Below are 13,939 nucleotides of genomic sequence, written 5' to 3'. Positions count from 1 at the left end.
CTCCTGCCTCGATTCAAGCGGACTGCCGACGCTGACGCCTGCGCGGCGCCTCGGCATGGGCCAGAAGTCACGCTGGCGCTTCGGTGGTGCTGAGTTTGTGACTTCGCCTACAAGTGAGCACGCATTTCGGCGGCATCGAGTTTGTCGAGCAGGCGCATCAGCACTTCGCGTTCGCCGGGGGCGAAGCTCTCCAGTAGCGAGGCTTCCAGCTTCAGGGCCAGCGGCGCAATTTCGTCATAGATTGATACGCCGGCGTCGGTCAGGCGCAGAATCGAGCGCCGCCGATCAGTCTCGTCGAAGCGGCGTTCGACCAACTGGCGCTGTAGCAAGGCGTTCACGGCGCGGCTGACTGCGACCTTGTCCATTGCCGTCCGCTCGGTCACATCGACAGCCGAGATGCCGGGATAGCGTCCGATCACGGCCATAGCGCGCCACTCGGTGACCGACAGCCCGAAACGGCGCTGGTAGAACTGCGCGATGTCGTTACTGATGCGGTTCGACAGCACCGACAGCCGATAGGGCAGGAAGGTCTCGAGGGCGAGCACGGCATGAGGCGTTTCGGTCATGGGGCATTCCGAGTCAGGTGAGCTTGCAACTAGTTTCAAACGAAACTAACATGGGAGGGTGGGGAGCGCGCCAGGGCGCGCTGCATCTTTTTGCCGGAGGTCATCATGAACGCACAGCTCAAGCCTAACCTTGGAATGGACGTCACCACGTTCGAAAACCCGATGGGCATCGACGGTTTCGAATTCGTCGAGTTTGCCGCTCCCGAGGGGCAGTGCGGTCTTTTGCATACGCTGTTCCAGAAGATGGGCTTCACCGCCGTGCTCAAGCACCGCAGCCGTCCGATCACAGTGTATCGGCAAGGCGGCGTCAACTTCCTGGTCAATGAGGACCCGAACAGCTTTGCCGCTCAGTTTGCCCAGCAGCATGGCCCCTGTGCCGCCGGCTTCGCCATCCGCTTCAAGAAGAATGCGGACGAGGTCCGAGCGCACGTGATGAAAGCCGGCGGCGAAGACGTGGAGATGGCCGACACCAAGGCGATTGACCGCCCAGTGGTCAAGGGCATCGGTGGCGCCATGCTGTACCTGGTCGATGACTATGCCGACCCGGCCAAGGTCTATGCCGATTTCGCGCCGGTGCCCGGCGCTGATCAGACTCCGAAAGGCTTTGGGTTGACCTTCATCGATCACCTCACCCATAACCTCTACTTTGGAAACATGGAGAAGTGGTCGGATTACTACGAGAAGCTGTTCAACTTCCGTGAGATCCGTTACTTCGACATCAAGGGTGCCAAGACGGGTCTGGTCTCGAAGGCGATGACCGCGCCAGACGGTATCGTCCGTATACCGCTCAATGAATCCAGCGATCCGAAGTCGCAGATCAATGAGTACCTCGACGAGTACAAGGGCGAGGGCATCCAGCACATCGCCTGTTTTACCGACAATATCTATGAGACCGTCGAAGCCATGCGCGCCCAGGGCATCGAGTTTCTCAATACCCCGGCGACCTATTTTGAGGTGATCGATCAGCGCATTCCGAATCACGGCGAAGACGTGGCTCGACTGGCGCGTAACAAGATCCTGATCGATGCCGACTCGGAAACCAAGCAGCGTCTGCTGCTGCAGATCTTCACTCAGAATGCGATTGGACCCATCTTCTTCGAGATCATCCAGCGCAAGGGCAACGAAGGCTTCGGCGAAGGCAACTTCCAGGCCCTGTTCGAAAGTATCGAGCGGGATCAGATGCGCCGCGGAGTGTTGTAACCACGCCGTGAGCCGCTCTCCCGGTGGGAGAGGGGTTGGGGTGGATACGTAGTTGCCGGAGGGTGATCGCATGGCGAATCGCGTGATTCTGCCCTTGCCGAGTGAGGCCAAGAACAGCGCGCGCGACTTGCGGTCAATGGCAACCGAAGCTGAGCAGGCACTTTGGTTTCAGCTTCGTGGTGGCAGGTTCGCCGGCATCAGGTTTCGAAGAAAACACCCGGTTCCGCCTTGTATTGCTGATTTTTGCTGCCTGCAAGCAAAGCTGATCGTCGAGTTGGATGGTTCGCAACAGAGCAATGAGATTGACGGTTGCCGCGATGCACAGTTGCGAGGACAAGGCTTCGAGGTGATTCGGGTCTGCAACAACCAAGTCTGCTCCGATTTGAACTCGGCGCTCGAATACATATTGACCAGGGCGCAGGCCCGAACCCTCACCCCCGACCCCTCTCCCACGGGGAGAGGGGAGAACAGCGGTGGAGTATCAGCATGAACGCACAACTCAAACCTCAAACCCAAGCCGTCGAGCCCTTGCGTTACCAGACCGGGTTCGCTCAGGAGTTCGCCAGCGAGGCCCTGCCGGGTGCCTTGCCGGAGGGGCGCAATTCGCCGCAGCGCTGCCCTTACGGTCTGTACGCCGAGCAGATCTCGGGTACGGCGTTTACCGCGCCACGCCACGTGAACCGGCGCAGCTGGACCTACCGTTTGCGTCCCGGGGTGATGCATGGCGAGTTCCAGCCATTCCCGCGACCGGCGTTTCACAACCGCTTCGATGAACAGGCCGTTTCGCCGAATCAGCTGCGTTGGTCGCCGCGCGAACTGCCGTCCGCCGACATCGATTTCGTCGACGGCCTGCTGACCATGGCCGGCGCAGGCTCGGCGCGCGGACAGAGCGGACTGGCCATCCATACCTATGTGGCGAACCGCTCGATGCAGGGCCGGTTTTTCTGCAACGCCGATGCCGAGATGCTGTTCATCCCGCAACTTGGCCGGCTGCGTCTGGCCACCGAGCTCGGGCACCTCGACATCGAGCCGCAGGAGATCGCGGTGGTGCCGCGCGGTATTCGCTTCAGGGTTGAGCTGCTGGATAGTGAGGCTCGAGGTTATGCCGCCGAGAACTTCGGTGCTCACCTACGCTTGCCGGATCTCGGGCCGATCGGCTCCAATGGTCTGGCCAACCCGCGCGACTTCAGCACACCGGTGGCGTGCTACGAAGATGTCGAAGGTGATTTCGAGCTGGTGCAGAAGCTCGATGGTCAGCTGTGGCGTGCGCCGATTGCGCATTCGCCGCTCGACGTCGTCGCCTGGCACGGTAACTACGCGCCCTACAAGTACGATCTGCGGCGCTACAACACCATCGGTTCGATCAGCTACGACCACCCGGATCCGTCGATCTTCACCGTGCTGACGTCACCCACCGATACCGCTGGCACGGCCAACATTGATTTCGTGATCTTCCCGCCGCGTATCCTGGCCATGCAGAACACCTTCCGCCCGCCTTGGTTCCATCGCAATGTGGCCAGTGAATTCATGGGCCTGCTGCACGGTGCCTACGACGCCAAGGCTGATGGTTTCCTGCCCGGCGGCGCATCGCTGCACAACTGCATGAGCGGCCACGGGCCGGACGCAGCGACATTCGACAAGGCCAGTCACGCCGATCTGTCGAAGCCCGATATCATCACCGACACCATGGCCTTCATGCTGGAGTCGCGCTGGCTGATTTGTCCGACCGCGCAGGCGATGGAAATGCCGGAGCGGCAGCGGCACTATCAGGCCTGCTGGGAAGGATTGCAGAAGCAGTTCGACCCGGCGCGCCGCGATTTCGAGTAGCTCAAGACGTGTCATCGGCGGGCCGGGGCCCGCCCTACTGCACTAAGGAATAAGCAATGAAACTTGCCAGCCTGAAAGAGGGAGGCCGCGACGGCACCCTGATCGTCGTTTCCAGGGACCTCAGCAAAGCCGTCAGGGTGAGCGACATCGCGCCGACCCTGCAGCGCGCGTTGGAAGACTGGTCGAATCTGGCGCCGCGCTTGAACCATGTGTATGAGGTGCTGAACGCCAGCTCGGCTGACTCGATCAATGGCGAAGCCGTATTTGCCCTCGATGTCGAAGCGCTGGCCGCGCCCCTGCCGCGCGCCTACGAGTTTGTCGATGGTTCGGCCTATCTGCCCCATGTTGAGCGTGTGCGCCGGGCTCGCGGCGCCACCGTGCCTGAGACCTTCTACACGGATCCCTTGATGTACCAGGCGGTCAGTGCGGGCTTTTACGGTCCGCGTGATCCGGTCCTGGTGCCCTCGGAAGACTACGGAATCGACCTGGAAGCGGAAGTGGTGGTGGTGACCGACGATGTGCCGATGGCGGTGTCGCCGGAGCAGGCCGTGGATCACATCCAGTTGGTGGGCTTGGTCAACGACGTCAGCTTGCGCAATCTGATTCCGCCGGAGCTGGCCAAAGGTTTTGGGTTTCTGCAGTCCAAGCCACGCTCGGCGCTGTCGCCGGTGTTCGTCACCCCGGATGAGCTGGGCGAGGCCTGGAAGGACTGCAAGGTCCACCTGGCCATGCGTACCTGGATCAATGAGCAGTGGTTCGGTCACCCGGAGGCCGGTGTCGACATGCAGTTCAACTTCGCCCAACTGGTCGCGCATGCCGCCAAGACCCGGCCGCTGAGCGCTGGCACCATCGTCGGCTCGGGCACGGTAGCGAACGAAGATACGTCGCTGGGCGCCTCGTGCCTGGCCGAGCAGCGCACCGTTGAAACGCTGAATGACGGGGCGCCGAAGACGCCGTTCATGAAATTCGGTGATCGGGTGAAGATCGACATGTGCGATGCCGGCGGCCGTTCGATCTTTGGCTCCATCGAACAAACTGTGAAGGCCCACACAGTCTGAAACCGCGTGGGAATCGGGTTGTGGGCTGAATGCAGCAAATTGCTTCACGTTTCACATTCAGCGGCGTAGTCTGCGCGTAGCAGGCTGATGAGACTGATTGCAGCAGCCTGGTGCAAAGGTGGCGCGGCTCTGCCGCGACCGTTAGCGCTGAAGACCTTCAGGATGGAGGTCTCAGCAGCCTGGTAGGGGATCCAGAGGGAGGTGCCACGTTGAGCAGTGCCCTGACGCTCTACAGCTACTGGCGCTCCAGCGCCGCCTACCGGGTGCGCATTGCGCTGAACCTGAAACAGCTGGACTACGACCTGAAAATAGTCCACCTGGTGCGCGATGGCGGCGAGCAGCACAGCGAAGCCTTCCACGCGCTCAACCCGCAAGAGCTGGTGCCCGTGCTGATGCACGGGCAACGCATCGTTCGCCAGTCACTGGCGATCATGGAATATCTGGAAGAAACCTTTCCCGACCACCCGATCATGCCGGCCACCGCCCGCGATCGTGCGCGCGTGCGCGGCCTGGCGCTGGCCGTGGCCTGCGATATCCACCCGCTGAACAACCTGCGTGTTCTGCAGTTTCTGGAGCACGACTGGAACGTGCCACAGCCCGAGCGAGACGCCTGGGTCAAGCGCTGGATCAACACCGGCTTCAGCGCCATCGAAGACATGCTGCGCGACAACCCGTCCACTGGCGACTACTGCGAAGGCGACATCCCCTCGGTAGCCGACTGTTGTCTGATCCCCCAGGTCTACAACGCCCGCCGTTTCGCCATCGACATCGACCAATACCCAACCATCGCGCGCATCGAAGCCAACTGCCTGGCCAGCGAACCCTTCGACAAGGCGCGGCCGGAAAATCAGCCCGATGCGCCTGGAAGCGGAGATTCTTGAGAGCCGGGATTCGGGATTCGGGATCCGCAAGAGCGGCGCTCGGTTTCCAGCTTAGTTCGACAGGCTCACGACAAGCCGGTCGCGGCAAAGCCGCACCACACCTGCCGTGAGCCTGTCGAACGGTTTGCCGGAAATCAATCACTTGCGTGCTTGCTTTCTGAGCGCGCCGTCCTTGGCGCGCGATATCAGGCTGCTGAAATGAGTATTTCAGCAGCCCGCTAAGTAAACACATCCGCATACGGGTCGTGCTCACCTTCGGCGCCTTCGGAGAGGCGGATCTTCAGGTTGAGGCCATCGCGCGAGTCGGCGTTGCGCAGCACTTCTTCCAGTTCGCACTTGCCTTCCTTGTACAGGCGATACAGCGCCTGATCGAAGGTCTGCATGCCGGCTTCCAGCGATTTCTCCATTGCTTCCTTGATCTCATGCACCTCGCCGCGGCGCATCAGGTCGCGGATATGGGGTGTGTTGACCAGGATTTCCACCGCGGGCACGCGCTTGCCGTCCTTGGCGATGACCAGACGTTGGCTGATCACTGCCTTCAGATTCAGCGACAAGTTCATCAGGATGTTCTTGTGCGCTGACTCGGGGAAGAAGTTGAGGATGCGCTCCAGGGTCTGGTCGGCGTTGTTTGAGTGCAGGGTGGCCAGGCACAGATGGCCGGTTTCGGCGAAGGCGATGGCTGCTTCCATCGTGGTCTGATCGAGGATCTCACCGATCAGGATCACGTCGGGCGCTTCACGCATGGCGTTCTTCAGCGCATTGTGGAAACCATGGGTATCGAGGCCGACCTCGCGTTGATTGACGATCGATTTCTTGTGTCGATGCAGAAATTCGATCGGGTCTTCGATGGTGAGGATATGGCCGGCGGCATTGGTGTTGCGGTGATCGATCATCGCCGCCAGCGAAGTGGACTTGCCCGAGCCGGTCGCACCCACCACCAGCACTAGGCCGCGCTTGTCCATGATGATTTCTTTCAGCACATCCGGCAGCTTCAGCGCATCGATGCTGGGAATCTCGCTCTTGATCGCGCGGATCACCATGCCGACTTCGCCACGCTGCTTGAACACGTTGACGCGGAAGCGGCCGGCTTCGCGTACCGAGATGGCCATGTTCAGCTCCAGCTCGCGTTCGAACACCGGCACCTGGCCTTCGTCCATCAGCGAGTAGGCGATCTTCTTCACCATGCCCGCCGGCAGGCCGGTATTGCCGAGCGGGTACAGCTTGCCCTCGACCTTGATGTTCACCGGCGCGCCGGTGGTAAGGAACATGTCCGAGGCATTCTTCTCGGTCATGAGCTTGAGGAAATATCCGATATCCATCGATCGCGCTCCCTACGTCCCCCTGACGACGGCGGTCTGATCTGCCGCTGACTGTGCAGCGTGTGCCGTAATTCACTCGAGAATGCAGGTCGCGTTGCCCAACCGACCCGCCCTCTCGAGTCTCTCACGCTGCTAGAAACCGGCCGCCGTTGCAAGCCTGCGCCTGGCTTCTCACAATAGCCTACAGCGAATGATCGCCCGCCATCACGGAATGATATGACAGGCCACACCTCAACAGGCCAGTTCGGCTGCATAGTCTTGGTGCTCAGCATGCTTGTCGGCTGTGCTTCAACGCCGCCGCCGACCAGTGAGCTCAACGCGGCGCAGTCAGCGGTGGCCCAGGCTCGCGCGGCGCGTGCCGCCGACCACGCGCCGGTGGAATTCGGCTTTGCCGAGGAAAAACTGCAGACCGCCAAGCAGGCCCTGGATCAGCGCCAGAACGATCGCGCTCGCAGTGCCGCCGAGCAGGCACAGGTAGATGCCGAGCTGGCGCTGGCCAAGAGCAAGGCGGCCGATGCGCGGGCGCGAGTGAAGGAAAAGACCGAGGCCAACGCCCGGCTGCGCCGTGAGCTGCTGGGAGACAACCAATGATCCATCTGAGTGCGAGACTTGCAGCGGCGCTGATCTTCGCCATGGGCTTGGCCGGTTGTGCCAGCACGCCACAGAAGGACCTTGCGGTGGAACGTCTGGAGGCCTCGCTCAGCGCCTTGAACGCGGATGCGGCCCTGGCCAACTACGCCGCCGCCGAGCGCCTGCAGGCCCGGCAGGCGCTGGCGGCCCTGCGTCAGGCCGACAAGAAATCGCGTCCGGATCGGCTCTACATCGCCGAGCGACGGCTGGATATCGCGCGTATCACCGCCCAGGCCGAAATGGCTGCCGATCAGCTCGAGCAGCTGGAGCGCGAGCGCGACCGGATCATGCTGGAAGCGACCCGGCGCGATGCCGAGCGCAATCGTCTGGAGGCCGAGAAACTGCGTCTGCAGAGCCTGGCCAGAGCCGAAGAAGCAGCGCGCGCACAAGAAGAGGCCGAAGCGGCCCGGCTGGCCAGCGAGCTGTCGTCGGCGGAAGCCGAAGCAGCCAAGCGACTGGCCGAAGCGCAGGCCGCCGAGGCCAATCTGGCCAAGCGCGAGGCCGAACTGGCCCTGGCTGCCGCCGACAGCCTGCGTATCCAGCTGGAGAGCATCACCTCCAAGCGCGATGCCCGCGGCGAGGTCATGACCCTGTCCGGCGATGCCTTCGCCAGTGGGCAATCGAACCTGCGCCCGGAAGCCCGCGGCAATCTCGGGCGCATCGTCGAGTTTCTACAGAGCAAGCCCGGCGCCGTGATCATCGAGGGGCATACCGACAACCGCGGCAGCGCCAATCTCAATCAGGTGCTGTCGCAAAAGCGCGCCGACGCCGTGCGTCAGGCCCTGATCGAAGAGGGCGTCGACGGCAGTCGGATGACCGCCGTGGGCCGTGGTATGGATCAGCCGGTGGCTGACAACGGCAGTGCCGACGGCCGCGCCCGCAACCGTCGGGTGGAGATTGTCCTCAGCGGCGGCTAGTGGCCGAGGCCGTCCTGCGCTGGCTGAGCCAGACAAAGCCAGCCTCGACCAAGCGGCATGATGAAGCACCCTTCGACGCGCTCAGGGTGCGTTACGCTGGACCGCAACTGACAGCAAGCGCCATTCCCCGCTGGCTGAGCTCGCCGAAGCCAGCCTCGACGAAGCGGCGAGATGAGGCACCCTTCGATGCTCCGGGCGCGTTGCGCCGGGGCGCCGCGACTGACAGCAAGCGCCATTCCCCGCTGGCTGAGCTCGCCGAAGCCAGCCTCGACGAAGCGGCGAGATGAGGCACCCTTCGACGCTCCGGGCGCGTTACGCCGGGGCGTCGCGACTGACAGCAGGCGCCATTCCCCGCTGGCTGAGCCTGCCGAAGCCAGCCTCGACCAAGCGGCGAGATGAGGCAACCTTCGACGCTCCGGGCGCGTTACGCCGGGGCGTCGCGACTGACGGCAAGCGCCATTCCCCGCTGGCTGAGCCAGTCGAAGCCAGTCTCGACCAAGCGGCGAGTGAGGCCCCTTCGATGCTCCAGGTGCGTTACGCTGGACCGCGACTGACAGCAAGCGCCATTCCCCGCTGGCTGAGCCTGCCGAAGCCAGCCTCGACGAAGCGGCGAGATGAGGCACCCTTCGATGCTCCGGGTGCGTTACGCTGGACCGCGACTGACAGCAAACGCCATTCCCCGCTGGCTGAGCTCGCCGAAGCCAGCCTCGACGAAGCGGCGAGATGAGGCGCCCTTCGATGCTCCGGGCGCGTTACGCCGGCGCCGCGACTGACAGCAAGCGCCATTCCCCGCTGGCTGAGCCTGCCGAAGCCAGCCTCGACGGAGCGACAGGATCTGACACCCTCGCAAGGGTTCTCGGACCACCCTTCGCTGGCCCGGCCAAGTGCTTGAATGAGCCTGCCGCGCCGGGCCCCGCCACCCGACGAGCGGTGGTTGCGACCCCTTCGGGGCAGGCGTAGGGTGAGAGGCCTGTGCTCTGGCACAGAGTAAGAGGGTGCAGGCCGATGAAGCATGACTGCGACAGCGCCGAGACCGCCGCCTCACGACAGGTGGCGGGTTCCGAGTGCACCACCGGTACCCGCATCCACACATTGCTCGTTCCGCCAACGCCTCGCCGGCTACGCCAGCGGGGCGTTGTTGTTTTCAGCCTGAGGAGGTCTGCCGATGTTTGAATCACAGCCGCACAAGGAACTCGAGAATCTGATGCAGCGCGATGCTGAGTTTCGCCGCCTGTATCGCCGTCATCAGGAGCTCGACAAGCAAGTTCTCGACGCCGAGCTGGGCGTGTTGCCGCTCGACGACGTCACCCTTGCGCGTATGAAGAAAGAGAAGCTGTTTGCCAAAGACCGCTTGACCCGGATGTTCGAGCAACGGGTGCACTGACACTCTCTCAGTTGATGGGCCCGGCGGTCGCGCCGCACAGGAGTGCGCCGCGCCGACCACGCCGAGCCGGCTGCCAGGACAATCGCCGCCCACGGGCGGCGATTTGTTTTTTGCCTGAGAGAAAGTCTGGCCTGGGCTATCATGCTGCCCCATTCCCCGCGGTCGGCCGTTGCAGGCACGCGGAGGTCACAGGTGGTGCGGCCTGGCCGCGACCGTTCAAGCCGAACGACTCCCGCCATGGAGTCTGTCGGCGATCTGCCAAGAGAACCGCTGCATGACGATTCATAACAGTGTGTTGGATTTGATCGGCAACACTCCGGTGGTGCGCGCACGCAACCTGGATACCGGGCCCTGCGAGCTTTTCCTGAAGCTGGAAAGCCAGAATCCTGGCGGCTCGATCAAGGACCGCATCGGCCTGAAGATGATCGAAGCGGCCGAAGCGGCCGGCAAGATCAAGCCCGGTGACACCCTGGTCGAAGGCACCGCCGGCAACACCGGTATCGGCCTTGCCTTGTCGGCCCAGCAGAAGGGTTACAAGCTGATCCTGGTCGTTCCGGACAAGATGAGTCGCGAGAAGATCTTCAACCTCAAGGCGATGGGGGCCGAGGTTGTGCTGACTCGCTCGGATGTTGCCAAGGGACATCCGCAGTACTATCAAGACATGGCGGAACGAATTGCTAAGGAAACGCCGAACGCCTACTTCATCAATCAGTTCGGAAACCCGGATAACCCGCGCGCCCACTTCGAAGGCACCGGTCCGGAAATCCTGCGGCAGATGGACGGCAAGCTCGACGCCATCGTGTTTGGCTGCGGCTCCTCCGGCACCATGACCGGCCTGTCGAAGTACTTCGCCGAGGCTTCACCAGATACCGAACTGGTGTTGGCCGACCCGGTTGGATCGATCCTGACCCAGTACATCAACGAAGGCACCCTGAGCGAGAAATCCGGCTCTTGGCTGGTGGAGGGCATCGGTGAGGATTTCCTGCCCAGCATCTCCGACTTCAGCCGGGTCAAGAAAGCCTATTCGATCAGCGATGCCGAGAGCTTTGCTGCAGGCCGCGAACTGCTGCTGAAGGAGGGCGTGCTGGGCGGATCGTCCAGCGGCACCTTGCTCGCCGCTGCGCTGAAGTACTGCCGCGAGCAAACCATGCCCAAGCGGGTGATGGTGTTTGTCTGCGACACCGGCAACAAGTACCTCTCGAAGATGTACAACGACTACTGGATGCTGGACAACGGCTTCATCCAGCGCGATACGCATGGTGATCTGCGTGATCTGATCCTGCGCCCCTACTCGCAGCGCGATACCGTCGTGGTGGCGCCGAATGATTTGCTCACCGTGGCCTATCAGCGGATGAAACTGTACGACGTCAGTCAGCTGCCGGTGATGGAGGAAGACCGCATCGTTGGCATCATCGACGAAAGCGATGTGCTGTTGCATGTGTACGGCGACGAAGCCAAGTTCCGCAATCCGGTCTCCACCGCGATGATCACCACCCTGGACAAACTCGATGTGAAGTCGCCGATCGAGGCGCTGATGCCGGTGTTCGACAAGGGCCACGTCGCCATTGTCATGCACGGCGAGCGCTTCCTCGGTCTCATTACCCGTATTGACCTGCTGAACTATCTGCGCCGGCGGGTGCAGTAGGGCCTGCGCTGGTGAGATAATTCAGTTGCCCCAGGCAGCGAGGTGCCCTGTGTCCGCGCAGCTCAAGATTGATTTTTGGAAAGGCGAGCAATACTGGATCGGCAAGCTCGTCGACCACCCGGAAATATTGAGCCAGGGGGAGTCTCTGGAGGAACTTGAAGAGAATCTTCGTAGCGCCTATCGCGAGATGCTGCTTGACGACGTTGCGGAGGAGTTCGAGGTCAAGTACATCGCGCTTTGAAGCGCAATGAGCTAATTCGACTCATTCTGGCGGCAGGACATCTACCAGAATCCGCAAACCGGGCAGAAGCAGCCCATTCCACGCCATCGAGAGATCGATGATGCGCTGGCCAAACACATCAGGAAATAACTCGGCATCCTATGAGCGCAAACCACTCCAATCACGGCATCGGCACCCTGGCCATCCACGGTGGTCAGTCGCCTGATCCCAGCACCGGCGCGGTGATGCCGCCGATCTACGCCACCAGTACCTATGCCCAGTCCAGTCCGGGCGTGCATCAGGGCTATGAGTACTCTCGCAGCCACAACCCGACCCGCTTTGCCTACGAACGCTGCGTGGCCGCGCTCGAAGGCGGAACGAATGGCTACGCGTTCGCCTCCGGTCTGGCCGCCACTTCGACGGTGCTGGATATTCTCGACACCGGCAGTCATGTGGTCTGCATGGACGACGTCTACGGCGGCACCTATCGGCTGTTTGAGCGAGTGCGTCGCCGCAGTGCCGGGCTCGATTTCAGCTTTGTCGATCTGAACGACATGGCCGCAGTCGAAGCGGCGGTCAAGCCGAACACCAAGATGATCTGGTGCGAAACGCCGACCAACCCGACGCTGAAGATCGTCGATATCGCCCGCCTGGCCGAGTTCTGCCGCGGTCGCGGCATCTGGTTCGCGGTCGACAACACCTTCAGTTCCCCCGCCTTGCAGCGGCCACTGGAATTGGGTGCGCATCTGGTGATGCACTCGGCCACCAAGTACCTCAATGGCCACAGCGACATGGTGGGCGGCATGATCGTGGTCGGCGACGATGCCGAACTGCGCGAGCAGATGACCTTCCTGCAGAACTCGGTCGGTGGCGTGCAGGGTCCGTTCGATTCCTTCCTTGCCCTGCGTGGTCTGAAAACCTTGCATCTGCGCATGCGTGCCCACTGCGAGAACGCCCAGCAGCTGGCTGAGTTTCTCACCACTCAAAGCGCGGTGGAGAAGGTTATCTATCCTGGTTTGCCGCAGCATCCGCAGCACGCCCTGGCCAAGCAGCAGATGAAGGGTTTTGGCGGCATGATCAGCGTCTACGTCAAAGGTGGCTTTGAAGGCGCCAGGCGCTTCATGGAGCGTCTGGAACTGTTCACCTGTGCCGAGTCGCTGGGCGGCGTCGAGAGTCTGGCCAATCACCCCGCCTTGATGACCCATGCCTCAGTTCCAGTGGAACGCCGTGCTGTGCTCGGCATCAGCGACAATCTGGTCCGTCTCAGTGTCGGCGTGGAAGATGTGGCAGATCTGCAGGCCGAGTTGGCCAACGCACTCGCCTAACATCAGTCTTGATTGATGTTAGGCGAGCTTCTCTGCGGCAAACTGTACGCGGATTTTGAGTCGCGGCGAGCAAGCCCCTCTCCCACGAGGAGAGGGGCAGAGCGATGTGTTGGCGAAACAATGGGTTATGACATCGGTTCCTGGGAAGGGGGCAAGCCTCGATGTGCCTGATCACCTGGGCTGACCGCGTCCACCCCGGACTGCCCTTCGTCCTGCTGGCCAATCGCGACGAGCTGCATGCCCGACCCAGCCTTGCGGCCGACTGGCGCGCGGCCGCCCCGCCTTATCTGGCCGGGCTCGATGCCAAGGCCGGTGGCAGTTGGCTGGCCTATCAACCCGGAGGACGACTGGCGGCGGTGACCAATGTGCGTCAGCTGCCGTTTCGCGATGACTGGCGGCACTCGCGCGGCCGCCTGGTGGTCGATTGGATGAGCCTCGGGCAGGACTGGGCAAGTTTCGCCAAGAAGGCCGACGCCGAATCCACCGACACCGGTCCCTACAACCTGCTGTTGCGCGATGACGAAGCCTTGCGCTATTGCGGTAATCGACCGGCCTGGCACGCCGACACACTGACCCACGGCGTCCACGCCGTCTCCAATGCCGCCCTGGACACGCCCTGGCCCAAGCTGCAAAAAATCACCCAGGCAATGCGGCAGTGGCTGCAGGCCGTGGGCGATCAACTGCAGGCAGAGCAGGCGCTGGATCCGCTTCTCCTTAACCCATTGTTTGTGTTGATGCGCGATACCTCTCCGGCGCCCGACGAGGATCTGCCGGATACCGGCATAGGCCTGGAACGCGAGCGGCTATTGTCCTCGCCATTCATCGAGTCGGAGTCATACGGCACGCGTTGCACCACCCTGATCATCGAATGGGCCGATGGCCGCTGGCTGTTTATCGAACGCCGCTTCGGCCCGCTGGGCATCGATCTCGGTCAAAGCGAATACAGCGGCCAGATATAGGGTGCGCC

14 protein-coding genes are annotated in these 13,939 nt (G+C 62.3%); 12 read left to right on the top strand and 2 right to left on the bottom strand.

All coding sequences use genetic code 11. The features are described from left to right. Positions 1 to 107: 107 nt before the first annotated feature. Positions 108 to 566 (bottom strand): MarR family winged helix-turn-helix transcriptional regulator, encoded by a 459-nt coding sequence (locus tag IFO71_RS04135; RefSeq protein ID WP_192028271.1) that lies wholly within the window; start codon positions 564 to 566, stop codon positions 108 to 110. Between the two features lie 105 nt (positions 567 to 671). Between IFO71_RS04135 and hppD the strand changes: the two genes are divergently transcribed. The 5 genes from hppD (at position 672) to maiA (ending at position 5,532) form a co-directional block, all read left to right on the top strand. Next, positions 672 to 1,766 (top strand): 4-hydroxyphenylpyruvate dioxygenase, encoded by a 1,095-nt coding sequence (gene hppD / locus IFO71_RS04130; protein ID WP_192028270.1) that lies wholly within the window; start codon positions 672 to 674, stop codon positions 1,764 to 1,766. Positions 1,767 to 1,836: 70 nt separating this feature from the next. Continuing rightward, positions 1,837 to 2,256, top strand: a complete 420-nt coding sequence (locus IFO71_RS04125) for an endonuclease domain-containing protein (protein ID WP_192028269.1) — start codon at positions 1,837 to 1,839, stop codon at positions 2,254 to 2,256. After that, positions 2,253 to 3,593: a homogentisate 1,2-dioxygenase gene (hmgA, locus tag IFO71_RS04120; RefSeq protein WP_192028268.1), complete on the top strand. Its 1,341-nt coding sequence runs from the start codon at positions 2,253 to 2,255 to the stop codon at positions 3,591 to 3,593. Before IFO71_RS04125 ends, hmgA begins: the two co-directional genes overlap by 4 nt. Before the next feature lie 56 nt (positions 3,594 to 3,649). Then, complete coding sequence (locus tag IFO71_RS04115) at positions 3,650 to 4,651, top strand: fumarylacetoacetate hydrolase family protein (protein WP_192028267.1); 1,002 nt, start codon at positions 3,650 to 3,652, stop codon at positions 4,649 to 4,651. A gap of 209 nt (positions 4,652 to 4,860) precedes the next feature. Continuing rightward, positions 4,861 to 5,532, top strand: a complete 672-nt coding sequence (gene maiA / locus IFO71_RS04110; protein WP_192028266.1) for a maleylacetoacetate isomerase — start codon at positions 4,861 to 4,863, stop codon at positions 5,530 to 5,532. Positions 5,533 to 5,750: 218 nt separating this feature from the next. Here maiA and IFO71_RS04105 read toward each other — a convergent pair whose 3' ends face one another. Beyond that, on the bottom strand, positions 5,751 to 6,851 hold the full coding sequence (locus IFO71_RS04105) for a PilT/PilU family type 4a pilus ATPase (RefSeq protein ID WP_192028265.1): 1,101 nt from the start codon (positions 6,849 to 6,851) through the stop codon (positions 5,751 to 5,753). A gap of 270 nt (positions 6,852 to 7,121) precedes the next feature. Between IFO71_RS04105 and IFO71_RS04100 the strand changes: the two genes are divergently transcribed. The 7 genes from IFO71_RS04100 (at position 7,122) to IFO71_RS04070 (ending at position 13,931) form a co-directional block, all read left to right on the top strand. Beyond that, positions 7,122 to 7,442, top strand: a complete 321-nt coding sequence (locus IFO71_RS04100) for a DUF4398 domain-containing protein (RefSeq protein ID WP_192028264.1) — start codon at positions 7,122 to 7,124, stop codon at positions 7,440 to 7,442. Then, a complete protein-coding gene (locus IFO71_RS04095; protein ID WP_192028263.1) occupies positions 7,439 to 8,398 on the top strand; it encodes an OmpA family protein in 960 nt (319 codons plus the stop codon). The genes IFO71_RS04100 and IFO71_RS04095 overlap by 4 nt, the downstream gene beginning before the upstream one ends. Before the next feature lie 1,165 nt (positions 8,399 to 9,563). After that, positions 9,564 to 9,782, top strand: coding sequence for an HP1242/YdcH family protein (locus IFO71_RS04090; RefSeq protein ID WP_192028262.1), 219 nt, complete (start codon positions 9,564 to 9,566; stop codon positions 9,780 to 9,782). Between the two features lie 274 nt (positions 9,783 to 10,056). Further along, positions 10,057 to 11,427 (top strand): pyridoxal-phosphate dependent enzyme, encoded by a 1,371-nt coding sequence (locus IFO71_RS04085; RefSeq protein WP_192028261.1) that lies wholly within the window; start codon positions 10,057 to 10,059, stop codon positions 11,425 to 11,427. A 49-nt stretch (positions 11,428 to 11,476) separates the two neighbouring features. Beyond that, complete coding sequence (locus IFO71_RS04080) at positions 11,477 to 11,668, top strand: type II toxin-antitoxin system HicB family antitoxin (protein ID WP_192028260.1); 192 nt, start codon at positions 11,477 to 11,479, stop codon at positions 11,666 to 11,668. 140 nt (positions 11,669 to 11,808) lie between these two features. After that, positions 11,809 to 12,972: a trans-sulfuration enzyme family protein gene (locus IFO71_RS04075; protein ID WP_192028259.1), complete on the top strand. Its 1,164-nt coding sequence runs from the start codon at positions 11,809 to 11,811 to the stop codon at positions 12,970 to 12,972. A gap of 161 nt (positions 12,973 to 13,133) precedes the next feature. Next, a complete protein-coding gene (locus IFO71_RS04070; RefSeq protein WP_192028258.1) occupies positions 13,134 to 13,931 on the top strand; it encodes an NRDE family protein in 798 nt (265 codons plus the stop codon). Positions 13,932 to 13,939: the final 8 nt, after the last annotated feature.

The organism is Pseudomarimonas arenosa (genome assembly GCF_014841215.1).
GTDB classification, from domain to species: domain Bacteria; phylum Pseudomonadota; class Gammaproteobacteria; order Xanthomonadales; family Xanthomonadaceae; genus Pseudomarimonas; species Pseudomarimonas arenosa.
The sequence above is the reverse complement of the archived record's forward strand: the minus strand, read 5'-3'. Positions and strand labels throughout refer to the sequence as shown.